At 65.9% G+C, this 24,992-nt stretch carries 24 protein-coding genes and 1 pseudogene; 19 read left to right on the forward strand and 6 right to left on the reverse strand.

Features of this window, described 5'->3' with window-relative positions:
• The first annotated feature begins 149 nt into the window (after positions 1–149).
• Positions 150–1,457, forward strand: coding sequence for a lysylphosphatidylglycerol synthase transmembrane domain-containing protein (locus DW754_RS00440; protein WP_117758129.1), 1,308 nt, complete (start codon positions 150–152; stop codon positions 1,455–1,457).
• Between the two features lie 116 nt (positions 1,458–1,573).
• Positions 1,574–2,185 carry a TetR/AcrR family transcriptional regulator gene (locus DW754_RS00445; RefSeq protein ID WP_055250431.1) on the forward strand — a complete coding sequence of 204 codons (612 nt, stop codon included), beginning with the start codon at positions 1,574–1,576 and terminating at the stop codon, positions 2,183–2,185.
• A gap of 3 nt (positions 2,186–2,188) precedes the next feature.
• Here the strand turns inward: DW754_RS00445 and DW754_RS00450 are convergent.
• The 6 genes and pseudogenes from DW754_RS00450 to DW754_RS00475 form a co-directional block, all read right to left on the reverse strand.
• Positions 2,189–2,413: pseudogene (locus DW754_RS00450) on the reverse strand (DDE-type integrase/transposase/recombinase); the annotation flags it as partial.
• Positions 2,414–2,442: 29 nt separating this feature from the next.
• The gene (locus DW754_RS00455) at positions 2,443–3,759 is read right to left on the reverse strand and encodes an ABC transporter ATP-binding protein (protein WP_117758128.1); all 1,317 of its coding nucleotides are present in this window, start codon (positions 3,757–3,759) and stop codon (positions 2,443–2,445) included.
• Positions 3,760–4,782, reverse strand: coding sequence for an iron ABC transporter permease (locus DW754_RS00460; protein WP_117758127.1), 1,023 nt, complete (start codon positions 4,780–4,782; stop codon positions 3,760–3,762).
• A 22-nt stretch (positions 4,783–4,804) separates the two neighbouring features.
• Positions 4,805–6,376: an ABC transporter substrate-binding protein gene (locus DW754_RS00465; RefSeq protein WP_118071983.1), complete on the reverse strand. Its 1,572-nt coding sequence runs from the start codon at positions 6,374–6,376 to the stop codon at positions 4,805–4,807.
• A 4-nt stretch (positions 6,377–6,380) separates the two neighbouring features.
• Positions 6,381–6,914: a hypothetical protein gene (locus DW754_RS00470; RefSeq protein ID WP_117716075.1), complete on the reverse strand. Its 534-nt coding sequence runs from the start codon at positions 6,912–6,914 to the stop codon at positions 6,381–6,383.
• Between the two features lie 146 nt (positions 6,915–7,060).
• Complete coding sequence (locus DW754_RS00475; RefSeq protein WP_117583469.1) at positions 7,061–7,987, reverse strand: sirohydrochlorin cobaltochelatase; 927 nt, start codon at positions 7,985–7,987, stop codon at positions 7,061–7,063.
• Positions 7,988–8,445: 458 nt separating this feature from the next.
• Between DW754_RS00475 and cobM the strand changes: the two genes are divergently transcribed.
• From cobM to cobK, 17 genes are read left to right on the forward strand one after another with little or no spacing between them, the layout of a single operon-like run.
• A complete protein-coding gene (gene cobM / locus DW754_RS00480; protein ID WP_117758125.1) occupies positions 8,446–9,237 on the forward strand; it encodes a precorrin-4 C(11)-methyltransferase in 792 nt (263 codons plus the stop codon).
• A 1-nt stretch (position 9,238) separates the two neighbouring features.
• Positions 9,239–10,423 (forward strand): cobalt-precorrin-5B (C(1))-methyltransferase CbiD, encoded by a 1,185-nt coding sequence (cbiD, locus tag DW754_RS00485; protein ID WP_233508818.1) that lies wholly within the window; start codon positions 9,239–9,241, stop codon positions 10,421–10,423.
• Complete coding sequence (gene cobI, locus DW754_RS00490) at positions 10,416–11,105, forward strand: precorrin-2 C(20)-methyltransferase (protein ID WP_117758124.1); 690 nt, start codon at positions 10,416–10,418, stop codon at positions 11,103–11,105. The genes cbiD and cobI overlap by 8 nt, the downstream gene beginning before the upstream one ends.
• Entirely contained in the window at positions 11,106–12,239 is a 1,134-nt protein-coding gene (locus tag DW754_RS00495; protein WP_117758123.1) for a cobalt-precorrin 5A hydrolase, read from the forward strand.
• Positions 12,239–12,982, forward strand: a complete 744-nt coding sequence (gene cobJ, locus DW754_RS00500) for a precorrin-3B C(17)-methyltransferase (RefSeq protein ID WP_117758122.1) — start codon at positions 12,239–12,241, stop codon at positions 12,980–12,982. The genes DW754_RS00495 and cobJ overlap by 1 nt, the downstream gene beginning before the upstream one ends.
• Positions 12,970–14,442, forward strand: a complete 1,473-nt coding sequence (gene cbiE, locus DW754_RS00505; RefSeq protein WP_117833452.1) for a precorrin-6y C5,15-methyltransferase (decarboxylating) subunit CbiE — start codon at positions 12,970–12,972, stop codon at positions 14,440–14,442. The genes cobJ and cbiE overlap by 13 nt, the downstream gene beginning before the upstream one ends.
• Positions 14,439–15,821 (forward strand): cobyrinate a,c-diamide synthase, encoded by a 1,383-nt coding sequence (locus DW754_RS00510; RefSeq protein WP_233508819.1) that lies wholly within the window; start codon positions 14,439–14,441, stop codon positions 15,819–15,821. Before cbiE ends, DW754_RS00510 begins: the two co-directional genes overlap by 4 nt.
• Positions 15,814–16,956: a nicotinate-nucleotide--dimethylbenzimidazole phosphoribosyltransferase gene (locus tag DW754_RS00515; protein WP_117758120.1), complete on the forward strand. Its 1,143-nt coding sequence runs from the start codon at positions 15,814–15,816 to the stop codon at positions 16,954–16,956. Before DW754_RS00510 ends, DW754_RS00515 begins: the two co-directional genes overlap by 8 nt.
• Entirely contained in the window at positions 16,953–17,501 is a 549-nt protein-coding gene (locus DW754_RS00520; protein WP_117758119.1) for a bifunctional adenosylcobinamide kinase/adenosylcobinamide-phosphate guanylyltransferase, read from the forward strand. Before DW754_RS00515 ends, DW754_RS00520 begins: the two co-directional genes overlap by 4 nt.
• Complete coding sequence (gene cobS, locus DW754_RS00525; protein WP_117758118.1) at positions 17,498–18,265, forward strand: adenosylcobinamide-GDP ribazoletransferase; 768 nt, start codon at positions 17,498–17,500, stop codon at positions 18,263–18,265. Before DW754_RS00520 ends, cobS begins: the two co-directional genes overlap by 4 nt.
• Complete coding sequence (locus DW754_RS00530; protein ID WP_233508820.1) at positions 18,199–19,263, forward strand: histidine phosphatase family protein; 1,065 nt, start codon at positions 18,199–18,201, stop codon at positions 19,261–19,263. Before cobS ends, DW754_RS00530 begins: the two co-directional genes overlap by 67 nt.
• Positions 19,263–20,237, forward strand: a complete 975-nt coding sequence (gene cbiB, locus DW754_RS00535; protein ID WP_117758116.1) for an adenosylcobinamide-phosphate synthase CbiB — start codon at positions 19,263–19,265, stop codon at positions 20,235–20,237. Before DW754_RS00530 ends, cbiB begins: the two co-directional genes overlap by 1 nt.
• Positions 20,234–21,457 carry a histidinol-phosphate transaminase gene (locus DW754_RS00540; RefSeq protein WP_158561593.1) on the forward strand — a complete coding sequence of 408 codons (1,224 nt, stop codon included), beginning with the start codon at positions 20,234–20,236 and terminating at the stop codon, positions 21,455–21,457. The genes cbiB and DW754_RS00540 overlap by 4 nt, the downstream gene beginning before the upstream one ends.
• On the forward strand, positions 21,450–22,949 hold the full coding sequence (locus tag DW754_RS00545; RefSeq protein WP_233508821.1) for a cobyric acid synthase: 1,500 nt from the start codon (positions 21,450–21,452) through the stop codon (positions 22,947–22,949). The genes DW754_RS00540 and DW754_RS00545 overlap by 8 nt, the downstream gene beginning before the upstream one ends.
• Positions 22,946–23,461, forward strand: coding sequence for a cob(I)yrinic acid a,c-diamide adenosyltransferase (locus DW754_RS00550; protein WP_117833453.1), 516 nt, complete (start codon positions 22,946–22,948; stop codon positions 23,459–23,461). Before DW754_RS00545 ends, DW754_RS00550 begins: the two co-directional genes overlap by 4 nt.
• Positions 23,462–24,103, forward strand: a complete 642-nt coding sequence (locus DW754_RS00555; protein ID WP_117833454.1) for a precorrin-8X methylmutase — start codon at positions 23,462–23,464, stop codon at positions 24,101–24,103.
• Positions 24,100–24,855, forward strand: coding sequence for a precorrin-6A reductase (gene cobK / locus DW754_RS00560; RefSeq protein WP_117758113.1), 756 nt, complete (start codon positions 24,100–24,102; stop codon positions 24,853–24,855). The genes DW754_RS00555 and cobK overlap by 4 nt, the downstream gene beginning before the upstream one ends.
• Positions 24,856–24,992: the final 137 nt, after the last annotated feature.

Genomic DNA, 24,992 nt, shown 5'->3' on the forward strand with positions numbered 1-24,992 from the left:
GCATCTGATACCCGGTCTTCCCATGGAAGCCCGGGTTTTTTATTTCCAAACAACCGTCTGCAATTCCCGTTTGAACCAGAGCTTTGCGTTCTTCCTATGGCCCTTACGGGTACAATAACCAAGATATTTTGACTGTTAGAAGGAGTCTCATGACGGAGTCCTCTCAGCATACGTCTAAGCCCCAGGTCGAGGTTGAGGCCTCGGGCGGAGATGACAATAAGAGCGCACGCCGCGGCGCCATCTTTATCGGCGTCGTGCTGGTGGGTTATATCGTCTATCTGGTGGTAACCGGGCAGATGGGGCAGTTCTGGGCCGCTATGTCGAGCGTGCAGGCGTCATGGCTCTTTGTCGCGTGTCTTTGCATGTTCATGTATCTGTTCTTTGGCATTGTGGCCTATGCGATCGCCGTATGGCTTGACCCCAATTCACCCGTCGGCATTCGCGACCTGATCTCGGTCGAGGCGAGTGGCATCTTCTTTGGCAACCTCACGCCTATGATGATGGGCTCGACTCCCGCCCAGATCTACCGCCTGACCAAGGCGGGCCAAAATGTCGGCGAGGCCGGAGCCACGCAGTTCACGCGCTTTATCGTGTACCAGTTTGGCCTCGTTGCCTGGGGGGCTATCCTACTGCTTGCTCGCATGCCGTTTTTTGCCGAGCGCTATGGCGACATGACGCTGCTGTGCGTCTTTAGCTTTGGTGGGCATTGCTGCATCTTGCTGGGCATCTTCGCCGTCGCGCTCATGCCTAAGACCGTCACGCGCGTTGCCCATTGCATCATCAATTGGCTCGAGCGCATAGGTGTCTCGGCCACTAAGATCGAGGGATGGCGCACGTTTGTCGACGGCGAGATCTACTCCTTCTCCGAGAAGTTCAAGCTTTCGGCCGGACATTTTTCGTCCATGCTGCTCACCGTGTTTATCACCATGCTGCAGCTCGCGTTTTTCTATCTGGTTCCGTATTTCCTGATGCTTGCCTTTGGCCATCACGAGGTCGACTTTTTCTCGGTCATGGCCGCGAGCGCCTTTGTCCAGCTGCTGAGCTCTGCGGTTCCCTTGCCCGGTGGAACTGGTGGCGCTGAGGGCGGCTTTGCTTTGTTCTTGGGTCATTTCTTTGGGTCGGCTTCGACCGCCGGCTATCTGCTGTGGCGCCTCATTACGTTTATTGCGCCGACCATTTTGGCTGCGCCCCTGCTGGGACTTAAGAGCGCCCACAACGAGAGCATCCATGCGCGCTGGGATCGCGTGATGCGCAAAATCGGCCGCGAGCCTCAGACGCCCTCTGCGCCCACTAAGCCGCACCCCACGAATGCTGTTACCGTTGATCCCAGGAAGCACGCTCAGAAGGCTTCTGGGACCGCTAAGCCGGCTCATAAAGCCTATGTGCGCCAGACGGGCGACGGTATCCGCGTATCTCCGTCGGCGCTCAATAAGAAGAAGCACCCTAAGTCGCGGTAGGGCAGTCGTGCGTTCTTCATGATGCGGGGCATATTTGAGCTGTATGGGGGATAATCCTCTTACGTAGATTATCTCTCATCTGTTGATGAATGCTCGCATATCGAAGGGACACACCCATGGCCACCAGTAAACCGCGTATTGATCGCCGTATCGTTCGCAGCCGCAATGCCATCCTTTCCGCTTTTGAGCGCTTGCTCATGGAAAAGCCGCTGGCAGACATTACGGTGAGTGCCATCGCGCGCGAGGCCAATGTCGACCGTAAAACCTTCTACGTGCACTTTGGTACGGTTGATGGCTTGCTCGATGCCATTGCCGTCGATGTGGTGGAGATGATTGTCGACTCGGTCGAGAAAACGCTTGCTTCCATGGACGGTGACACCAACGAGCGCGCCCTGGGCGCGGCGGCGACCTTCTTTAAAACCGTTAACGAGGCGCTGTGCAACAACCTGGTGCTCAATCGTCAGCTGATCGAGAACATTCCGCTCGATGATTTTATGGCTCGTCTTCGTGCGCCGCTCGAGCACGAGATTGCCGAGCGCGATCTGCTGCCCCACGGTCTCAAGGACGAGATGTTCGACTACTATCTGGCGTTTTTGCTGTCGGGTATTATCGGAATCTATCGCACATGGGCGCTGTCTGACGGCTCGGTTCCTATCGAGCGCGTCTCGGAGGTCGCCAACGACCTGACTCTCAATGGCCTGTCGAGTCTGGAATCTCGCTTGGATTAGGCGCAGGCTCGAGTTCGCGAGGCGCTTGTCGGGGTGCAGCCCGATCGACCAGGCGACGAGCATCCCGCCGAAGCAGTCGATGACCGGGCTCAGGTAGACCTTCTCGCCGCCCGGGAGCCTGAACTCGGTGATGTCGGTGAGCCACAGCAGGTTGGGCTCGTCGGCGTGGAAATTCCTGTTTACGAGGTTCTCCGGCGCCTTGTAGACCTCGCCGGCGTAGGAGCTGTAGCCTGAGGATCCTTAAAAGAAAGTCCAGTTTATCCTTTCCACCCCAATTGGGAATCCTCCGATGCGCCTTCGCACGCTCGCATGACCTCGATACCGTGCGAGCGTGCGAACTCGACGAGCTCTGCGTTGCGGGCGTTAATGGTGCCGAAGGCGGCGGGGCACACGATAAGGCGCGCGCAGTGGACGAGGAGCTCTTTGGCGCGGGCTATGGTTTTATCCCCGATCGGCTCGAAGGCGCGCTCGGCCACGCATTCCGCCGCCAGGTCGCGCGCTAGCTCGCAGTCGATGTCCCCTTCGTGCAGAACGCCCGTGTAGAACGCCTTGCCCTGCCGGATGAGCTGGCGAAACACAGCCGACCCCGTACCTGCGCCGGCGATGACGAACGTGTGCGCATCGCCGTGCGGGCGTCCAATTTCCACGCTGCCGAAGCGCTCGTTGAAGGTGCCATGTTGAAGGCCGTAGAGCTCGCCAATCGTCTCGCGCGTGAATATGTCCTCGGGTACGCCGGCGCGGAAGACCCGGCCGTCCTTCACGCAAATCACCTTGTCGGCGCTTTTCTGCGCGAGCTCGAGTTCGTGGATGGACATGATGACAGCCACATTCCGCGATTTCGCAAGGTGGCGAAGTATTCGCAGCAGGTCGATCTGGTAGCGGATATCGAGATACGACGTGGGCTCGTCGAGCACGAGCACACGCGGATCCTGCGCGATGGCGCGTGCGAGTATGACGCGCTGGCGTTGCCCGTCGCTTATCTGCATGAAGTCGCGCTCGGCGAGCTCTTCCACACGTGCGGTTTTCATGGCCTCGTCGACCCGACTATGGTCGTCGGGCGAGAGTGTGCCCATTCGCCCGGTGTAGGGGTGCCTTCCCGCCTCTACGACATCGCGGCAGGTGAGGAGCTCGGTCCGGGGGCGATCTGTCAGCATAACGGCAAGGTTCTTTGCAAACTCCGCCGTCTTCCATCGGGAAATCTCCCGCCCGTCGAGCTCGACCGCGCCGGCAAGCGGTGCCAGATGGCGTGTGATGGTTTTTAAGATGGTCGACTTGCCCGAGCCGTTCGGCCCGATGAGCGCCACGACGTCGCCCGCGCGAACCTCCAGATCGACGCCTCCGACTACGACCTTCTTGTCGTAGCCCGCCGACAGGTCGCTTATGTGGAAAAGCGGCGCTCCGTCAGCCTGCGTTTCGACCGTAGTTTCGAGGTTCGGCTCCGCTCGGAAGAGGCGTTCCGCGCGCAGTTCCGCACGAGCCGAAAGTGCCTTCTGGCGCTTTCGTGCGAGCTCAGGACTGTCTAAGCATGGAATGTCCCCTCCGAGCGTTTTGGGCCGCGGCACGAATTCCCGCATCTACCTCACCCGCTTCTTCAACATGAGCGCGATAACCACCGGAGCGCCGAAGATGGCGGTGACGGCGCTGATGGAAAGCTCGACGGGAGAGAACAGCGTGCGCGCGATCAAATCGCAGCCCGCGCAGAAGATGGCGCCTCCCAAGAAGCACGCAGGAATCACGCGGATGGGCTTCGACGACTTTAGCGCCGACTTCACGAGATGCGGAACCGCGATGCCTACGAACGACACCGGACCAGCGAACGCGGTCACGCAGGCGGAGAGCATGCTCGCTAGAAGGACGAGCACCACGCGGAAGCGTTCGACGTTCACGCCGACGCTTTTCGCGTAGGCTTCTCCCAGCTGGAAGGCGGAAAGGGGCTTCGATATCGCGAATACGCATGCGCTCACGGTGATCACCACGACCGCGATGACCGCGATGTCGTCCCAGCTCGAACCCGAGAAGCTACCCAAAGACCAGTTGTGCAGGTTCACGATGGACTGGTCGTCGGCGAAGGCGATGAGGAAGTTCGTCGCCGCCGAGCAGATGTATCCCACCATGACGCCCGCCACGATGAGCATGGCCATGGAACTTATGCGCCGTGCGATGAGGAGCACGAAGCCGATGGTGATAAGCGAGCCCAGAAACGCTGCGGCCACCATGGCCGGCGAGGACATGGCCTGGTTCGCGCCTAGAAGTACGATCATCGTAAGCGCGACGACGAACTTTGCGCCCGAGGAGACGCCCAAGATGAACGGGTCGGCGATGGGGTTGTTGAAAAACGTCTGCAGCAGGAACCCGGAAAGCGAAAGTGCCCCGCCGAGAAGCACGGCTGAAAGCACGCGCGGCAGGCGAATCTCCCAGATGACCTGGCTTTCCATGGAATTGGCCGCGCCGCCCGAAAGGATGCCGGGGATGTGGTCTGCGGGCACGAGCACGCTCCCGATGCACAGGTTGGCCCCGACGAGCACGATGAGGGCAACAGCGAGCAGCGCCGTCACGACGTGACACCGCGCGGCGCGCCCCGATTCGTCGTATGCCATGGAAAGCCGGCTTCTCATGGCGCTAACCGAGCTTCCTCAGATAATGGAAGTCGCTCGCGTCATCGCCGGTGAACGCCCCGTGCAGCTCGTCGATAATGTCGGCGGTAGAAGTCATCTGCTGGTACATGTCGGCGCTTGTGACCCAGACGTTGCCGTTCTTCACGGCTTTGAACTGCGACAATAGCGCGTTTTTGCCTACGAAGTCGTTCAAGGTGGCAACCGATTCGTCGATGGTGCCGTTGTAGACGATGATGTCGGCATCCTTCGCTGTCGCGTAGAAGCGCTCCATTTCGAGCGTTACTGACGAACCTGACGTCGACGCCGTCTGCGCGTCATCGAGCGCGTAGCTGCCGCCTGCAAGCTCGATCATCTGCGCCACGTAGTCGCCCGCCCGCCGCGTGACGGCGGCCCCGTTCGAGTTAATGTAGAAATACGCCACGGTTTTACCTGACGACGCGAGCCCCGACGTTTGCTCGACGCGGGCCTTCTGCTCGTTGAACAGGTGCGTGGCCTCGTCTTCCTTGTCGAACAGGACGCCGAAAAGCTTAATCCACTCGACGCGCCCGAGTGCTTTGGGCTCGCTCGACGACTGTTCGGTGAGCACGACGAGCCCGAGCTTCTGCAGCTTTTCCTTCACATCGGGCGTGTGGTTGATCATGGTGTTCTCGATGGCGAGCGTGCAGCCCGAGGCCGATATTCGCTCGTAGTCGGGCGCGCTGTACTTGCCGCCGTAGGCGATCGCCCCACTTCCGAGCGCGCTTTTGAAGCCCGCGACCGAGCAATCGTCGGCTTTCGTGCCCGACATTAAGATATTGTCGTTCGCATCGAGCGCGTCGACCAGGCACATCGTCGCCGACGACACGAGGTACACCTTGTCGGCGGGGCGCCTTATGACCGCGATGTCGGAGCTTAACCCATCAGGTACCTTCGCATCTTGCGGCACCACGAGGAAGCGCTCCCCGTTCGAAATGCAGATAAGCCGCAGGCCGCCTTCGAACTCGTCGACAGTGAAGTGCTCGGCGTATTCAAGCTGAAGCGCTCCCGTCGGCTCCCAGCCGCAGCCCAAATCGGCGTTGTGGAAGTCGGCCGCGGCGCTTGAAGCCGTTCCCGCAGGGGAGCCGCCGCTTGCATCGTCGCCCGATTTCTCCTTCATGGTGGATGAGTCGAAGTGGAGCGTGTAGTCGATGGTGTGCGGCGTCGACATGGCGACGGTCTCGGCCGACACGGCGATGTCCTCGTCGAGCGTGACGGGTATCTCGAACGTGGAGTTGCCGCCGTCGTTTACGGGCGCGTAGTCCACGCCGTCGACGGTCATCTTGTCGTAGTTCGAACTCGACCAGGTGATGGTCGCGGTGTAGGTGTCGCCATCCTTCACAATTGTGGTGGGTGAGGCGATGCTTGCGCGCCCTGACCCGCCGGAAAGCGAGACGCTCACCGTGTATTCCTGAGAGCCCGCCGTGCCACCGGTCGCGTTCGGGCTCGCACTGCACCCCGCGAAGGGAAGCGCGAGCAGGGCGACGAGAACGCAGGCGATCGCGCGCGCCGCGATGCTGTGGAGCTTCCTGTTTTCCCCCTTGGGAAGAATCGACCGCATGGCGTTACTTCAGTGCGTCGGCGCGCAGATCGACGCCGGCGGATTCGAACACAAGTGTGCGGTCGTACCACTGCTCTTTTCTAATACTCCACGCGGCACAGGCGGTGTCCTCGTCGAGCGCATCAACGGGCACGTCGTAGGTGTACTTGCCTTCCGCGTTTTCCACATAGGGGATGAAGTCGGCCTCGCTCGCGGCGGCAGCCTCGTCGCCCGTGCCCATGAAGAGCTTGCCGTAGCCCGTGCCGGAAAGCGTCATCACGCAGTGCATGGAGCCGTTTTCCACGATGAGCTGGGCGTCCACGATCCTGAACATGTTCGAGCTGGAATCTACGGTGATTGGATAGGTGCCGTCGGCCACCTTGTCGGCGGTGATGGGGGCAGCGCTTGCGCCCGCGGGCGCATCGGCCGCCTGTTCGGTCTTTTCCTGGGAATCGGCATCGCTTGCCTTTGCGCTGTCGATTGAATTTCCGGCGCAGCCGGCGAGCGAGAACGCGCAAAGCGCCGCCGACAGGGCGAAGACGAGGGTTTTCTTCAACATGGAGGGGGTTCCTTTCAATCGCTTCGACCGTCCGCGCCGTGCGGTGGGCGGTCGGGATGCGAATGCAACGGGCATGCGTCGTCAGTCGGGGAAAGGCGCATGCCCGTTGCACGGGGACGCGACCGGCGCCCCCGTGCGCGGCGAGTTTACAGCTTGGCGATGGCGTCGTCCACGTGCGAGACGTAGATGTCGTCGACCGCGACGTTCTGTCCCAGACCCTGGAGCAGGCACGTCACTTCGAAGCCGGCGGCCACGAACTTCGCAGCCCAGCTGTCGGGGTCGGTCTCGTCTGCCATGTCGTTGTTCGCGTGGTCGCCCGCGACCACCATGAACGGCGCGAGCACGGCCTTCTTGTAGCCTGCGGCGCTCGCGGCGGCGATAACATCCTCGCAGGTCGGTTCAGCCTCGACGGTGCCGACGAAGAACTGCGTCAAACCCTCGTTCTTGAACACTTCCTGCATCTTGGCATAGTCGGCGTTGGAATCGGCTTCGGTGCCGTGGCCCATGAGGCACAGCGCCGTCTCGCCGTCGTCGAAGGACGCCATGTTCTCCTTAATGGCTGCGGCCACCTTTTTGTAGTCGTCGTCGGAGGTGAGCAGCGGGTCGCCGAGCGAGATCTTGTCGAACTTGTCGGCGTACTTGTCGAGCTCGTCTTTCACGTCGGCGTATTCCAGGCCAGCCATGAGATGCGTCGGCTGCACGACGATTTCCTTCACGCCGTCTTCCACGCAGCGGTCAAGCGCCTCGGTCATGTTGTCGATCGTGATGCCGTCGCGCTTCTTCAGCTTGTCGATGATGATCTGCGCGGTGAAGGCGCGGCGGATGTCGTAGTCCTGCCAGTACTTCTCGCGGATAGCGTCTTCGATGGCGCCGATGGTGATGTGGCGCGAGTCGTTGTAGCTCGTGCCGAAGCTCGTGACGAGGATGACCGGCTTCGCGGCCTTCTCCTTTTCACTAGATTTCTCGGAACTCGCGGAGGTGTTGGAGCAGCCCGCGAGCGCGACTCCGGCGAGCGCGACGGCTCCGGTTGCTGCGGCGCCCATGAAGCCGCGGCGTGACATCTGGTCGGACATGGTTTTTCCTTTCCTCGGTTTGCCGGTCCCCCGGCGACAGTTGCTTGTCGGCACAAGCGAAAGAAAAGCGCACCCCTCGGGGTTCACAAGGAGCTAACGCCACGGCGATGCCGTGAGGAAAAGGCGAAGCAGTCTGGCTTGGGGCGCGAGGCGGTTCGCCCGCGCGTCCTATACAGTAATGTCCCTTGCCCAGGATTCCCACCTGGTTCCCTCCGCAAGCCAGCGCGGGCTGTGCAGGCGCCGCGCCGGTCATTTCCTTTTATCCGATTGTCATATGCTCGTTGCCGAAACTTTTACTATGATAGTGGGCACTTGTGAACGTGTCAAAGCCAGCGCGGGCGGCATTGCGCCTCCTGCCTGCGTATTTGCGCCGATTGCTGCCGCAGGCGCCGTGTTTTGCCCGCTGCGCGAATGGCGGCGTAAACGGTTGCGATGAGAAACGGGAAGGGAAGGCTCGGATGATTCATATCGTTGGCGCAGGCTCTGGCGCCGCCGACCTTATCACGCTGCGCGGGGCGCGCCTTCTGCACGCGGCCGACGTGGTCGTTTGGGCGGGGAGCCTTGTGAACCCCGAGCTGCTCGCTGAGTGCAAGGAATCCTGCATCGTCTACGACAGCGCGCACATGACCTTGGAGGAAGTGCTCGACGTGATGTGCGCGGCAGATGCGCGGGGCGAGGAAGTGGTGCGCCTGCACACGGGCGACCCGTGCCTGTACGGCGCCATCCAGGAGCAGATGGACGCGCTCGACGCGCGCGGCGTGGACTACGAGGTGGTGCCCGGCGTGTCGAGCTTTTGCGGTGCCGCGGCGGCGCTTCGCCAGGAATACACGCTGCCGGGAATCAGCCAGTCGGTCGTGATCACGCGGCTTTCCGGGCGCACCCCCATGCCTGCGGGCGAGGGCATGCGCACCATGGCGGAAAGCGGCTCGACTATGGTCATCTTCCTGAGCTCGGGTATGCTCGCCGAGCTTTCCGCCGAGCTTTTGGCCGCGGGCCGCAGCTCCGACGAGCCGGCGGCGCTCGTGTATAAGGCGACCTGGCCTGAGGAGCGCGTGGTGCGATGCACAGTGGGCACGCTCGCCGATGCGGGCGCGCGAGAGGGCATCGACCGCACGGCGCTCGTGGTGGTGGGCCGCGTGCTCGGAGCTCGCGGCGGGCTTGCGCACGACGGCGCGCAAGCGGAGTCGTACGAGCGCAGCAAGCTTTACGACCCTTCGTTTGCCACGGGGTATCGGAAGGCGAGCAGCTAGCGTGGCCTTCGAGCACTACATATATACCGGGACGACCCGCCTGCGCTGCGGCTACACCACGGGGAGCTGCGCCGCTCTCGCGGCGAAGGCGGCCTGCGAGATGCTCTTGTCACGAAAGACCGTGGGCCGCGTGTCGATCGTCACCCCCGGCGGGCTGCCCGTCGAGACGGACGTGGTCGACGTATGCATCGGCGAGGGGTGCGCCCAGTGCGCCGTGCGAAAGGACGCAGGCGACGATGCCGATGTGACCGACGGCGTGCTCGTGTACGCGCTCGTGGAACATGCGGGGCCGGGCACGGGCGCTGCGGGCAGCAAGGGCGTGCCCGCGCGCGAATCGGAAGTTTCCGTCGATGGCGGCGTGGGCGTGGGGCGCGTGACGTTGCCCGGGCTTGAGCAGCCGGTGGGGGCGGCCGCCATCAACGCGACGCCGCGCGCGATGATCACTTCGGCGGTGCGCGAGGTGTGCGCCGCGCACGGCTTTTCTGGAAATATTGCTGTGACGATTTCGGTACCCGAGGGTGTTGCCCTTGCCGAAAAGACCTTCAACCCGCACCTGGGGATAGAGGACGGCATCTCCATCCTGGGTACGACGGGCATCGTCGAGCCGCGCAGCCTCGCTGCCTTGCGCGACAGCATCGAGCTCGAGATCCGGCAGCATGCGGCTATGGGGCGGCGCGGAGTCGTGCTCACGCCCGGCAACTACGGCGGGCAGTTCATCTCGGGGCATTTCCACCTAAACGGTGCGCCGGTGGTCTTCATCTCCAACTTTGTGGGCGATGCGATTGATTGCTGCGTTCGCGAGGGATTTACCAATGTCCTTCTTGTGGGACACATCGGCAAGCTAGTGAAGGTCGCGGGCGGCATCATGGACACCCATTCGCGTACCGCCGACTGCCGCGCGGAGATTCTGGCCGCCCACGCGGCCTTGGCCGGCGCGGGCGCGAAGACCGTGCACGAGATCATGTCGTCGGTCACGACCACGACGGCGCTTGAGGTAATCGAGGCCGCCGGCGTGGGGGATGCTGTGCGCGCCTCGCTCGCTGCGGCAATCGAGGACAGGTTGCGCCGCCGCGCGGCGGGCGCATGCGACATCGCCGCGGTCGTGTTCGACGCCGGGCGCCGCGAGCTTTTCCGCACGTCGGGCGCCGATGCTGTTATCGGGGAATTGGGGGCGACGTATGAGTAAAGGCGTGCTGTACGGGGTGGGCACGGGGCCTGGCGACCCCGAGCTGCTCACGATCAAGGCCGTCCGCACAATCGAATCGTGTCCGGTCATCGCCGCACCGCAAACGGCGGACGGGGTCATGGTCGCGCTTGACATTGTGCGCGGCGCCGTCGACCTTACAGGCAAGACGGTGATCCCCGTGCGATTCTCGATGACGCGCGACGCCGAGCGCCGCGCGGCCGAGCATGCCTCGCTTGTTCGCGAGCTTGTCGCGCACCTGGATGCGGCCCGCGACGTCGCGCTGCTGAACCTGGGGGACCCAAGCATCTACGCCACCTTCCAGCGCATAGCGCCCGACGTGCGCGCCCGCGGGTTCGAGGCGCGCGCCATTCCCGGCGTGCCGAGCTTCTGCGCGGTCGCCGCGGCGCTCGAGCGCGACCTCACGCCCGAGATGTCGTCGCCTCTGCACATCGTGCCCGGCGGCTACGATGACGTTCGCCGCGCAATCGGCTGGCCGGGGACGAAGGTGGTCATGAAGGCGCGCCGCTCGCTTGCGGACACGAAGCGCATCCTTCGCGAGGAGGGTGCCTTCGACGGTGCCGAGCTCGTAGAGGACTGTGGGCTTCCGGGCGAGCGCGTGTACCGCTCGCTCGACGATGTGCCCGATCGGGGCAGCTACTTCTCGACGATGGTGGTGCGCTAGATGAGGGTTTCCTGCATAGCGTTCACTGAGAGGGGGTATGCGTTGGCGGAGCGCACCGCACGCGCGCTTTCCGATTGCGCGCAGACAGGTGAAGATGACTCTGGCTGGAACGTTTCCGTTTCGCGCGGGTTCGGCGAGGGGAAGGCCGACCTGCGCGCATGGACGGCGCTCGCGTGGGAAGCGTCGGACGCGCTTCTGTTCGTGGGCGCGGCGGGCATCGCCGTGCGGGCGATCGCGCCGCATGTCGCCTCGAAGGCAAACGATTCCGCGGTTGTGGTGATCGACGAGGCGGGGCGCTTTGCCGTCTCGCTTTTGTCGGGGCATTTGGGCGGTGCGAACGAGCTTGCGCAAACTGTGGCACGCGCGGCAGGGGCCATCCCCGTCATCACCACGGCGACCGACGTCCGCGGCGTGTGGGCGGTGGATACGTGGGCGCGCTGTGCTGGGCTCGCCGTTTCGAATCCCGAGGCTATCAAGCGAGTGTCGGCGCGGCTGCTTTCGGGCGGGCGCGTGGCGCTCTATTCCGACATGCCGATTTCGGGACAGCCGCCTGAGGGGGTTGACATTGCGTCCGACCGCGCTCGGGCCGATATCGTCGTGTCGCCGTTCGCTGGCGCGAATGCAGGTGCGTCCGTTCGCGCGGCGGAGACAACGGGCGAGGTCGTGCCCGCCGGTGTGACGGGGAAGCCGGCGGGCGTGCGGGCGCAGGCGCCTGCGCCCGAGCCGCTTCACCTTGTCTTACCCTGCATCGTTGCGGGCATAGGGTGCCGTCGCGGTGCGTGCACCGAAGCGATCGGGGAGGCGTTTCTTCTCGCGTGCGGGCAGGCGGGCATCTCGCCTTCGGCCGTGCGCGAGGCGGCGACGATCGACGTTAAGGCGCGCGAGGAGGGTCTGCTCGCCTTCTGCCACGCGCGCAGTATCCCGCTCGCGACGTATTCCGCAGAGGAGTTGTCGCAGGTCGAAGGCAGCGTTTCGCCATCTGATTTCGTGCGCGCGACGGTGGGGGTCGACAACGTGTGCGAGCGCGCGGCGCTCGCGGGCGGGGGCAAACTTTTCTTCCCGAAGCTCGCTCACGGCGGCGTGACCGTCGCGTTTTCCAAGGTAACTATCGAACTTTCGTTTAAGGAGCGGTGATGGGAAAGCTCTTCGTGGTGGGGATTGGCCCGGGCGGCCCCGACGGCATGACGATTGCGGCTCGGCGCGCGCTCGAGGCGGCCGACATCGTTGTGGGGTACACGAAATACGTGGAGCTCGCGCTCGCCGCCGTGCCCGACGCGGCGCATCTCGCGACGCCGATGATGCACGAGGTCGAACGGTGCCGCCTGGCGCTTTCGCGCGCGCAGAGCGGAGAAGCCGTGGCGCTCGTGTGCAGCGGTGACGCGGGCGTGTACGGCATGGCGAGCCCCGTGCTGGAGCTTGCGGAGGACTACCCCGATGTAGACGTGGAAGTTATCGCCGGGGCCACCGCGGCTCAGAGCGGGTCGGCGGTGCTCGGCGCCCCGCTTGCCCACGACTTCGCGGTCGTGTCGCTCTCCGACCTGCTCACGCCGTGGGAGGTCATCGAGCGCAGGCTCGCTGCCGTGGCGAGCGCCGACTTCTGCATCTGTTTGTACAACCCGCGCAGCAGAAAGCGCGCCGACAGGCTCTCGCGCGCGGCGAAGATTATGCTCGAATGGAAGGCCCCCGACACGCTCTGCGGCTGGGTACGCAACATCGGGCGCGAGGGGCAGCGGTCGGGCATGTGCAGGCTCTCCGAGCTGGGGGAGTTCGACGCCGACATGTTCACCACCGTGTTCGTCGGCAACGCGGACACGAAGCGCGTAGGCGGCCGTATGGTCACGCCGCGCGGGTATCGGGAGATTCCATGCGAAAGGTAACGATCATCGGGGCGGGGCCCGGAAACCCCGACTTGCTCTCGCGTGCGGCGCTCGACGCGATCGACATCGCCGACGTGGTCATCGGCGCTCATCGCGCGCTTGTCGGCATCGACGTGCCGCCCGACGTGGTGAGATGCGAGCTCGTGAAGACGGCGGACATCGTCGCCGCGCTCACTGATGCGGCGTCGTGGCAGCGCGCCGTGGTCGTGATGACGGGCGATGTGGGGCTGTTCAGCGGCGCGCGCCGCCTGGTGGAGGCGCTCTCCGGCGACGCGCGGGTGGACGTGCGCGTCATTCCCGGCATAAGCTCAGCGTCGTATCTCGCCGCGCGCCTCGCGCGTCCATGGCAGGATTGGCGCTTCGCGAGCGCTCACGGCGTGGCGTGCGACATCGTGGCCGAGGCCGAGCGCGCAGGTGAGCTCTTCCTCGCCACGTCGGGCGGGGAAGACCCCTCGCGGCTTTCGGGCGAGCTTGTGCAGGCGGGCTTCGCGGACGCGCGCGTGACGGTGGCCGAGCGCCTGTCGTACCCCGACGAGCGCATCACCTGCGCGACCGCAAGTGAAATCGCAGGTCAGACGTTCGACGACTTGAACGTGATGCTTATCGAGTTCGCAGGCTGCGCCGGGTCGCCTGCGGGCTCTAGCGCAGCCTCCGAGGCGCCGGCCGGCGCGTCTGCGCCCGCGGCGGCTTCTTTCGCGGCGGACTCTGCGGGCGCATCCCGCGCCGCGAGCTCCCGCTGGCCGTACGCTTCCTCGGGCATTCCCGACGAGCTCTTCATCCGCGGCGACGTTCCCATGACCAAGCAGGAGGTGCGCGCCGTCGCGCTCGCGAAGCTGCGCCTTACCGCGACCGACACCGTGTGGGATGTCGGCGCCGGCACGGGGAGCGTGTCGATCGAGGCGGCGCTCGTCGCGCGAGCGGGGTCGGTATGGGCGGTCGAGCGCAACGCGGCCGGCGTGCGGCTCATCCGAGAGAACGCGGATGCATTCGGGTGCGGCAACGTGCATGCGGTCCCCGGTGTCGCCCCCGAAGCGCTCGCGAAACTGCCCGTCCCCGACGCCGTGTTCGTCGGCGGGAGCGCGGGCGAGCTTCCCTCCATCGTGGAGGCGGCGCTCGAGAAGAACTCGCAGGTTCGCCTGTGCGTGCCATGCGTCACCGTTGAGACGCTCACCGAGGCGTGCGCGCTCCTCTCGGGTTCGCGCTTTAAGGAGTTCGAGGCGTGCCAGGTTTCGGCCGCCCGCGCCGAGGCTGTAGGCTCGCACCATCTTATGAAGGCGCAAAACCCCGTGTTCCTCGTCAGCGCGCGTGGTGCGGGCGCGGATGCCGAGGAGCTTGCCGATGTCGGGGCGCTTGTTGAGTCACCTGTCGGGGAGGACCCCTCTGCCGAGGGGAAACCATCCGTTGAGGTGGTCTCGCTTGCTAACTGCAACGCCGCAGGTGGGGAAGGCGGCGCCCAGTGAGCACGTCCATCCCGCGCTTCATGGTCGCTGCGCCCTCGAGCGGGAGCGGCAAGACGGTCGTCACGTGCGCGCTCCTGCGCGCGCTCGCGCGTCGCGGCCTTGCATGCGCGGCCTTCAAATGCGGACCCGACTACATTGACCCGCTCTTTCATCGCCGCGTCGTGGGTGCGCGCTCGGGCAATTTAGACGGCTTCTTCACCGACGCCCCGACGCTGCGCGCCCTGCTCGCACGCGGCGCCGCGGGCGCGGATGTCGCGGTGCTCGAGGGGGTTATGGGCTTCTACGACGGCATGGCGCCCGGCGTGGCCGACGCAAGCAGCTACCAGGTTGCGCGCGACACGGAAACGCCGGTCGTTTTAGTGGTGAACGGGCGCGGGGCGTCTTTATCGCTCGCCGCCGTAATCCGCGGCATTGCCGAGTTCCTGCCTTGTGCGAACGTGCGCGGCGTCGTGCTGAACAAGACGAGCGCCGCTGCCTGCGCCTACGCGGCGCCTGCGATCGAGAAGCACACGGGCGTCGCGGTTTTGGGGAATATCCCCGCCGACGAGGCGTTCTCGCTCGAAAGCCGGCATCTGGGGCTTGTGACCGCCGACGAGGTCGAGCAGCTCTCCGCGCGCATCGACAAGATGGCCGAGCTGGTGGAAAAGAGCGTCGACGTCGACCGCTTGCTCGAAATAGCGGTGACGGCACCCGATATCCGCGAGGAACCTTACCGGTTGGAGCCGATCGCGGGAGCGCGGCCCATCGTCGCCGTCGCGCGTGACGAGGCGTTCTCGTTCTACTACGAGGAGAACCTGCGCGCGCTCGAGGACCTGGGTTGCGAGCTGGCCTTTTTCAGCCCCCTGTGTGATAGCGAGTTGCCCCGGGGGACAAGCGCCCTCTATCTGGGGGGCGGCTACCCGGAGCTCCATGCACGGCAGCTCTCCGAGAACGCGCCGATGCGCGAGGCGGTGCGGCGCGCGGTGGAATCCGGCATGCCGACGGTCGCCGAATGCGGTGGGTTTCTGTACCTGCAGCGCGAAATCGCCGATAGCGAGGGGCGGCGCTGGCCTGTTGCGGGCGCCCTTGAGGGCGCAAGCGAGAATGGGGGAAGGCTGTCCCATTTCGGGTACGTGGAGCTCACTTCCCAACGCGACGGGCTCTACGGGCCGCGCGGCACACGCATCCGCGCGCACGAGTTCCACTACTGGCAGTCCACCTGCCCGGGCGGCGACTTCTGGGCGCAGAAGCCCCGGCGCGACAAGGGCTGGCCGTGCATGTCGACCACCCCGTCCCTGGTTGCGGGCTTCCCGCATGTGTACTATCCTGCGAACCCCGACGTTGCGCGCGCGTTCGCGTCTGCCGCAGCGTCGTTTGCAGAGAGGAGACGGCATGGCTGAAGCAACCGAAACCGCGCTTGCCTGCATCCGCGAGGAAGTCGAGCGCGCGTTCTCGTCGGCGCCGGGCGCCGTGCTCGAAGCCACGCTCTCCCGGATCGAGCCCGCAGACGAGTGCGCCCGCGCCGCCGCGTACGCCGCGTGGGACTCCATCGCGCACCCCTTGGGGGGATTGGGCGACTTTGAAGACGCCGTCGCGTGTATCGCCGCAGCTCAGGGGAGCGCCGAGGTGGCCGAGTTTCCCCGTGCGCTCGCGGTATTCTTCTCCGACAACGGGATCGTTGCCGAAGGCGTGTCGCAAAGCGGGCAAGACGTGACGCGAGCCGTCGCGCGCAACATGTGCGAGGGGGCCACGAGCGCCTGCCGCATGGCGGCGTTCGCGGGTGCCGAGGTCGTGCCCGTCGACGTGGGTATGGCCCGGGGCATAGAAGACGCGCGCATGGTGCGCGCGAACGTGCGGCGGGGGAGTGGCAACATCGCGCACGGCCCCGCTATGTCTCGAGATGGGGCCGTGCGCGCGATCGAGGTCGGAATCGCCGTCGCGTGCGGGCTTGCCCGCGCCGGCGTGCGCCTTCTCGCCGCGGGCGAGATGGGCATCGGCAACACGACCACCTCGGCGGCGGTGGCCGCAGTGCTCATCCGGGCGGACGCGCGGAGCCTCGTCGGGCGCGGCGCGGGGCTCTCGGACGCCTCGCTCGCGCGCAAGCGCGACGTGGTCGAGCGCGCTATCGACGCGAACTCGCCCGATCCCGCCGACCCGATCGACGTGCTCTCGAAGGTGGGCGGCTTCGACATCGCGGCGATGTGCGGCTTCTACCTGGGGGCCGCGGCCTCGAAGGCGCCGGCGCTCCTCGACGGGGTCATATCCTGCACGGCGGCTCTGTGCGCGGCGCGCCTGTGCCCCAACGCCTTGGGCTACCTCGTGGGCACCCACGCATCAAGCGAACCCGCAAGCCAGGAGCTCCTTCTCGAGCTCGGCATAAAGGCACCCCTCGACGCAGGCATGCACTTGGGCGAGGGCGCGGGCGCCATGGCGTATCTGCCCCTTCTGGATTCGGCGCTGCGCGTATACCGGGATGGGAAGACGTTCACGGCGACTGGCATGGCTGCTTACGAGCATTTCGAGGCCGTGAAATGACGGTGACGCTCGTTATCGGCGCCGCCGCGAGCGGCAAGAGCGCCTACGCCGAGTCTCTGTGCCTCGGGCACGACGGCCCCCGCGTGTACCTGGCAACGATGGAGCCCTTCGGGGAAGAGGGCACCCGCCGCATCGCGCGCCATCGGGCGCTGCGCGAGGGCAAGGGGTTTTCCACCCTCGAGCGCACGCGTGACGTGGGCACCGCAGTGCCCGAGCTTCCGCGCGGCTGCACGCTTCTTTTGGAAGACGTGGGCAACCTGGTTGCGAACGAGCTTTTCGCGGAAGGCGGCTTGTCCCCGCGTGACCCTGACGCTGTGGCGCGCGAGGTGCTCGGAGGCATCGAACGGCTCGCTCAGGCCGCTGCGTATACGGTGGTGGTCACCGTCGACGTGTTCGCCGATGAGATGCGCTACGATGAGGGGACCGAGGCATGGAGGCGCGCGCTCGCGCGCGTGAACGCGGGCGTGGCGGCGCTGGCCGACCGCGCAGTCGAGGTGGTATGCGGGATTCCCGTGTGGATGAAAGGTGAAGGACCTACAAGGTGAAGATAGCAGAGGCAATCGGCGCGGCGTTCGGAACGTTCTCGCGCATCCCCGTCCCGAAATCGGCCTGGACCGATTTCGGGTCAACCCATGCGCTTGCCGCGTTTCCCCTGGTGGGCCTTGCGGAAGGGTTCCTCATGACGGCGTGGGGACACGTTGCGAACCTGCTCGGCGTGCCCGCGACCATCGTCGCGGCCGTGCTCGTGGCGCTGCCTGTGGCGGTGACGGGAGGCATCCACCTAGACGGGCTCTGCGACACCTCCGATGCGCTTGCAAGTTGGGCCCCGCGCGAGCGAAAGCTCGAGATCATGCACGACCCGCGGGCGGGCGCCTTCGGGGTCATCGGTGTTGTTGTGTACCTTATTCTGCAGTTTTCCCTGTTCACCGCGCTGCCGCTTACGGCGGGGGCGTTCCTCGCGCTTCTGTGCTCGCTCGTGTTCTCCCGCTCGCTTTCGGGGCTCGCCGTTGAATGCTGGCCTGCCGCGCGTGCGGACGGCATGGCCGCGGGGCTCTCGCCTGCTAAGAAGCGCGCGGCGATCGTCGTGCCGCTTTGCGCTTTCGCTGCGGCTTCGGCTGCAGGGATGGTCGCGTGCGCTCAGGCCGTCGGCGCCCTTATGGCGGTGGCGGGGCTTTTGGCGCTCGCGTGGTACCGCCATGTTGCCCTGTCCCGCTTCGGCGGGGTGACGGGGGATTTGGCCGGATGGTTTCTGCAATGGGCCGAGCTCGCGATGCTTGCCATGCTGGTGGCGGGGGGCATGCTCCTATGATGCTCGTGGTAGGTGGCGCGCATTCGGGGAAGAGGACCTTCGTGCGCGAAAAGCTCGGGTTCGCGGCGGACGATTTCGTCGACGCGGCGCAGTTTGCGGAGGGCGGCGTGCCCGCGGCTTTTGCCGGCCGTGTCGCTTACTGTGCTGAGGAACTCGTACGCGCGCTCGACGCTGACCGGGCGCTCGAGCGGCTGATCGGCTTCGACGTAGTGATTCTGTCCTTGGTCGGCTCGGGGGTCGTCCCTATGCGTGCGGAAGACGCCCAATGGCGCGAGCGCGCGGGGCGCCTGGGATGCGCGCTCGCTGCGCGCGCCGACGTCGTCGTGCGCATGACGTGCGGGATTCCCCAGGTCATCAAGGGAAATCTTGATGATGCGCCTCGAGGGACGCAGGGCGCGGGCGCGCCTTTGGAAGTCGTCTTCGTGCGCCATGGTGCCACGGCGGGCACGGAAGACCATCGCTACAGCGGGGCGGGCACCGACGAGCCCCTGTCGAGCGCGGGCGAGCGCGCTTTGCGCGACCTCGCGTGCGATCGTGACGTGTTCCGTGTTATCACGAGCGGCATGGCCCGCACCGACCAGACGGCGCGCATCCTCTTCCCGAACGCGGAGCTTATGGCGTGCCCCGGTCTGCGCGAGATGGATTTCGGCGACTTCGAGGGACGAAGCGCCGCCGAGCTTAAAGAGGATGCGCGCTACCGCGCCTGGGTAGACTCCTGGTGCGAGACGCGCTGCCCGCATGGCGAGGGCAAGAGCGATTTCACCCGCCGCGTCGTCGCGGCGTTTCGGGAGGCGTGCAAATCGGAGCGTGCCCAGGGGAGTGGGCGCGCCGTCTTCGTCGTTCACGCGGGTACCGTGAAAGCGCTGCTCTCCGAGTTAGCTGTCCCGAAAATTGGATACTTCGACGTGCATACCGAGCCGGGCGGCGCATGGGCCGCCACCTGGGATGGGCGCTGCCTTCGCGACGTTCGTCCCGCTTCGGGGGGCGATGCCCGGTGATGACGATTCTTGCCGTCGCCGCCGGGTTCGCGGCCGACCTTGCCTTCGGCGACCCGCGCTGGCTTCCCCATCCCGTCGTCGCCATGGGGCGCGCGATCACGTGGGCCGAAGGCCGCCTGCGGGGCGCATTCCCGCAAACGTCCGCGGGCACGCGCGCCGCAGGTCTTGTGCTCGCCGTGGCGCTTCCGCTTGCGTGTGGGCTTTTGACCTGGGGCATCCTGTATCTTTGCGGCATGGTTCACTCCGGCTTGCGCTTCGTTGCCGAGGCATGGGCGAGCTATCAGATTCTCGCGACATGCGAGCTGCGCCGCCAGAGCCTGGCCGTGGCCCGCGCGTTCTCGAAGGGCGGCCTTGTCGCGGCGCGCGAAGCCGTCGGGCTCATCGTGGGACGCGACACGTCTGTTCTCGACGAGCACGGCGTCGCACGTGCCGCCGTGGAAACGGTGGCGGAGAACGCGAGCGACGGCGTCATCGCGCCGCTTTTCTACCTTATGATCGGGGGTGCGCCCTTGGGCATGGCGTACAAGGCGGTGAATACGCTCGACAGCATGGTGGGCTACAAAAACGAGCGCTACATCGACTTCGGCTGCGCCTCGGCGCGCCTCGACGATGCGGCGAACTGGATTCCCGCGCGCTTATCGGCCCTGCTCATGATCGCCGTGTGCCCGATCGTCGGGCTCGACGCGCGCGGGGCGGCGCGCATCTGGCGCCGCGACAGGCGTCGCCATGCGAGCCCGAACGCGGCGCAGACCGAGTCGGCGTGCGCGGGCGCGCTCGGGCTGCGCCTGGCAGGACCCGCGGTGTATTTCGGCAAGCTCGTTGAGAAACCGACGATAGGCGACGCGTCCCGCGAAATCGAGTGGGGCGACATCGCCCGGGCGACAAGGCTCATGCTCGCCGCGTCCGTATGCGCGCTTGTCGTCTTCGGTGCTGCGCGCGCGGCGGTCGTGCTCGCCGTGGGGGCGATGGCATGAGGGAAGACCACGTCGCGCCCCGGGCTGCCGGGGGAATCCTGCGTGCCCGTGCGCATGGGGGTAGCACGCAATCGCTCGGCATCGCTTGCAAAGGGGGCGCCTCCGACCTCATTGACTTCTCGGTGAACGTGAATCCGGCAGGCCCCTCGCCGCGCGCCGTCGCCGCAGCTTGCAAGGCGCTTTCTCGAATCGACGCCTACCCCGATAGGGAAAGCCTCGCCCTCGTTCGCGCCCTAGCGCGCGCCCAGGGCATTCCCGAAGATACTATCGTCTGCGGCGCGGGCGCGTCCGACATCATCTGGCGGCTCGCCGCGGCGGTGCGCCCGAAACGCATCGTCGTGTGCGCGCCGACGTTCTCTGAATATGCGGAGGCGGCATCGTACTACGGCGCATGCGTGCAGGAGTTCCCGCTCTCCGAAGCGGACGACTTCGACGTGCCCGCCTCCTTCGCCCGCGCGATCGAGGGGCCGGGAGACGTGGCGTACCTCTGCAATCCGAACAACCCGACGGGGCGTCTCGTCGACCCCAGCGTGATCGATGCCGCGGCTTGCCGCTGCGAGCAGGTGGGCGCGCTGCTCGTCGTGGACGAGTGCTTCCTCGGATTTGCGCTCGACGCCCGCGAAAGGAGCGTGGCCGCACGCGCCGCGTGTTCGCGCCATGTGGCCGTGCTCTCCGCGTTCACCAAGCTCTACGGAATGGCGGGCTTGCGGCTGGGATATCTGATCAGCGGAAACGCCCAACTCATCGAGGGGATTCGCCGGGCGGGGCAGGCGTGGCCCGTCTCCTCGGTCGCCGAGGCCGCGGGCATCGCCGCCCTGGAAGACGTTGAATACGTCTCGCGCACGCGCGATGTATTGGCGGGTGAGCGAGCGTGGCTTTCCCACGAGCTCTCCTCGCTCGGGCTTTCCGTCGTGCCATCGGATGCGAACTTCCTTTTAGTCCGCACGCCGGCGAAAGACATCCCCGAGCGCCTGTATAAACAGGGGGTTTTGGTCCGCACGTGCGACTCGTTTTCGGTACTGTCCCGTTTCTGGTGCCGCGTCGCGGTGCGCACGCGCAAGGAGAATGCCCGGCTTGCGATGGCGTTCAGCCGCGCACTTCGGGCGGAAGGTGCATCGGACGAAGGCCAACCCGACGAACGGGGCGGTGCTTCTTGCAGCGGCGCTATGGCGGGCGCGGATGGCCGAGGCTCGGCGAAGGAGGTCGATACCCGTGGGTAGGGCGAAGCCCATCATGATCCAGGGCACCATGTCGAACGCGGGGAAGAGCCTGCTTGCGGCGGGGCTGTGCCGTGTGCTTTCGCAGGACGGCCTGCGCGTGACTCCCTTCAAGAGCCAGAACATGGCGCTCAACAGCGGTGTCACGGCCGACGGGCTCGAGATGGGGCGCGCCCAGATCATGCAGGCCGAGGCGTGCGGCATCGCGCCCGACGTGCGCATGAACCCCATCCTGCTCAAGCCCGAAAGCGGCCACCGAAGCCAGCTCATCGTGGCCGGCAAGGCGCAGGGAGCCTTCGCTGCGAGGGACTACTTCGCGCGAAAGAAGGCGCTCATGCCGCAGATTTTGGAGGCGTTCGATTCGCTCGCGGAGGAAAACGACGTCATCGTCATCGAGGGCGCCGGCAGCCCCGCCGAAATCAACCTTTCCGAAAACGACATCGTCAACATGGGGCTCGCGCGCGCCGTGTCCTCCCCCGTGCTGCTCGCGGGCGACATCGACCCAGGCGGGGTGTTTGCCCAGCTCTACGGCACGGTCGCGCTCCTTGCGCCCGAGGACCGCGCGCTTTTGCGGGGGCTTGTGGTGAACAAGTTCCGCGGCGATGTGGAAATCCTGCGCCCGGGTTTGGCCCCGCTCGAGAAGATGTGCGGGGTTCCCGTCGTGGGGGTCGTGCCGTATCTTACGCTCGACCTGGACGACGAGGACTCGCTCGCGCCGCGCCTATCTGCCCGCGAGGCGCGCGGCGTCATCGACGTCGCCGTCGTGCGCCTTCCGCATTTGTCGAACTTCACCGACTTCGACCCGCTTTCGCGCGTGCCCGGCGTGGGCGTGCGCTACGTTTCCTCGACGACCGATCTGGGCCGACCCGACCTGGTGGTGCTTCCCGGCTCGAAAACTACGCTCGACGACGCGCGCTGGCTTGCGGCTAGCGGCATCGGAGCCTGTGTACGCGCGCTTTCGGGCGCGGGCACGCCGGTGCTCGGCATATGCGGAGGCTACCAGCTTTTGGGAGACGAGCTTTCCGACCCGCACGGCAGGGAAGGCGCTGGCACCGCGCGCGGGCTCGGGCTCATCCCTGCAAGTACGGTGTTCAAGGAGGAAAAGCGCCTCGCCCAGTCGGAGCTGCGCATCACGGGCGCCCAAGGCGCGTTCTCGGCGTGGAACGGCATGACGGCGCGCGGGTACGAGATTCACGACGGCGAAACGACCGTCTCCTGCGCCCCTGCGGGCACAATTGGCGGCAAACCAGAAGGCGCGGCCTGCGGAAACGTGTTCGGAACCTATCTCCACGGCCTGTTCGACGAACCGGGGGTGGCGCTCGCCCTCGCGCGCTCACTCGCGCGCATGCGCGGCCTGCCCGAGAACGTCGTGGGTGCTGCGGGCGCGGCGTCCGCGGCCGATCACCGTGCGCGCGAGTTCGACCGCCTGGCCGACGTCGTGCGCGGGGCGCTCGACATGGAGTATGTCTACCGCATTATCGAGGAGGGCGTATGATCCACGTGTATCATGGCGACGGCAAAGGCAAGACCACGGCGGCGATGGGCCTCGCCCTTCGCATGATCGCCGCAGGCCGCCGCGTCGTCGTCGTGCAGTTCCTGAAAGACGGCGAAAGCGGGGAGGTGCGCCTGCTCGCTGAGCATTTCGGCGTGCCCGTGTTCGCGGGGAAGGCGTCGGACAAGTTTACCTGGTCGATGACGTCGGAAGAACTTGCCGCGACGTGCGAGCTGCACGATGGGAACCTCGCTTCCGCGCTCGCCGAGCTCGAGGGCGCGCAAGAGGGACTGCTCGTGCTCGACGAGGCGCTCGACGCGCTTTCGAAGGGGCTTGTCGACGAGGCGCTCGTGGACCGCGCGCTCGATATGTCCGCGCGCGGCGTCGAAGTAGCGCTCACCGGGCGCGCGCCTTCCCGCAAGATCGTGGAGAAGGCCGACTACATAACCGAGATGCGGTGCGAGAAACATCCCTACGAGCAGGGGATATGTGCAAGGGAAGGAGTGGAGTACTAGTTGGATTCCAAGGAGATGGCGCCCGGCGACATCGAGCGGCGCAGCTTCGAGATTATCACCGAAGAGCTCAGCGGCCGCACGTTCCTGCCGCTCGAAGAGCCCGTCGTGAAGCGCGTCATCCACACCACTGCCGACTTCTCGTACGCCGATTCCCTCGTGTTCACCCATGACGCCGCGCACTGTGCGCTCGACGCACTGCGCGCAGGGGCCACGGTGCTCACCGACACGAACATGGCGCTCGCAGGCATTAGCAAGCCCGCGCTCGCGAAGCTCGGCTGCAAGGCCGTGTGCTACATGGCCGACCCTGATGTCGCCGCGGCTGCGCGCGCCGCGGGCACGACTCGCGCCGTTGCGAGCATGGACAAAGCTTGCGGCATCGAGGGTCCGCTCATCGTGGCCGTCGGCAACGCTCCCACAGCACTTCTGCGCCTCGCCGAGCTCATGGACGCGGGGAAGATCGCGCCCGCGCTCGTCGTTGGGGTGCCGGTCGGGTTTGTGAACGTGGTCGAGGCGAAAGAGGAGCTACTCGCGCGACGCGTGCCGGCCATCGTCGCGAGGGGTCGCAAGGGCGGCTCGACCGTGGCGGCCGCCATTATGAACGCGCTACTCTACCAGATCACGCGCACAGGCGGCCCGAAGTGACGGCGCTGCGCATCTTCGCCGGGACCACCGAGGGCCGCCTTCTGTGCGAATGGGCGAGCGGGGTGGGCATCCCCGCTCGTGCCTACGCGGCAACTGAGTACGGAGGCGAGCTTTTGGGCGAGCTTCCGGGCATCGAGGTGCATGCGGGCAGGCTCGACGAGGCCGACATGGAGCGCGAGCTTTCCGGCGCGCGCATCGTCGTCGACGCCACGCACCCCTTCGCTACGCTCGCAAGCGGCAACATCCGGGCCGCTTCGCTCGCCGCGGGTGCACGATGCCTGCGCCTTGCGCGCCCGGTCGAGGCGCTGCCCAAAGGCATCGTGTCGGTCGCGTCGATCGCCTGCGCGGCGCGCTTTCTCTCCGAGAACCCGGGTCGCGCGCTTCTCACGACGGGGAGCAAGGAGCTTGCTCCCTACACGCGCGTCGCCGATTTCGCGGAGCGCTTCTTCGTGCGTGTGCTCCCGCTGCCCGGTGCTATAACGAAGTGCATCGACGCGGGGTTTTCGCCGTCGCACGTCATCGGCATGCAGGGGCCCTTCACCCGCGAGCTCAACGAGGCGATGCTTCGGCAGGTGGGCGCCCAGTGGCTTGTGACCAAGGACTCGGGAACCGTAGGCGGCACGGCCGAGAAGCTCGCCTCCGCGCGCGACGTGGGAGCGCGCTGCATCGTGGTCACCCGTCCCGCCGAGGGAGGCGGGGCCCTTTCGCTTCGGGAAGTGGAAGACGCGCTCTTACGGGAGTTCGCGCGCTAGGCGCTTGCCGCGCCTGCGCGCCCTCCCGCCCGCGAGGAGGAGCGTCCCGAGCAAGCTCGACCCGTACAAGCCCGTCATCCATCAATAGCTCGAGGACGACGCCCAGAACTGGCGCTAACAGCCCTTCAATAAGTTGC

It is taken from the genome of Collinsella sp. AM29-10AC (assembly GCF_003469085.1).
Lineage (GTDB): Bacteria > Actinomycetota > Coriobacteriia > Coriobacteriales > Coriobacteriaceae > Collinsella.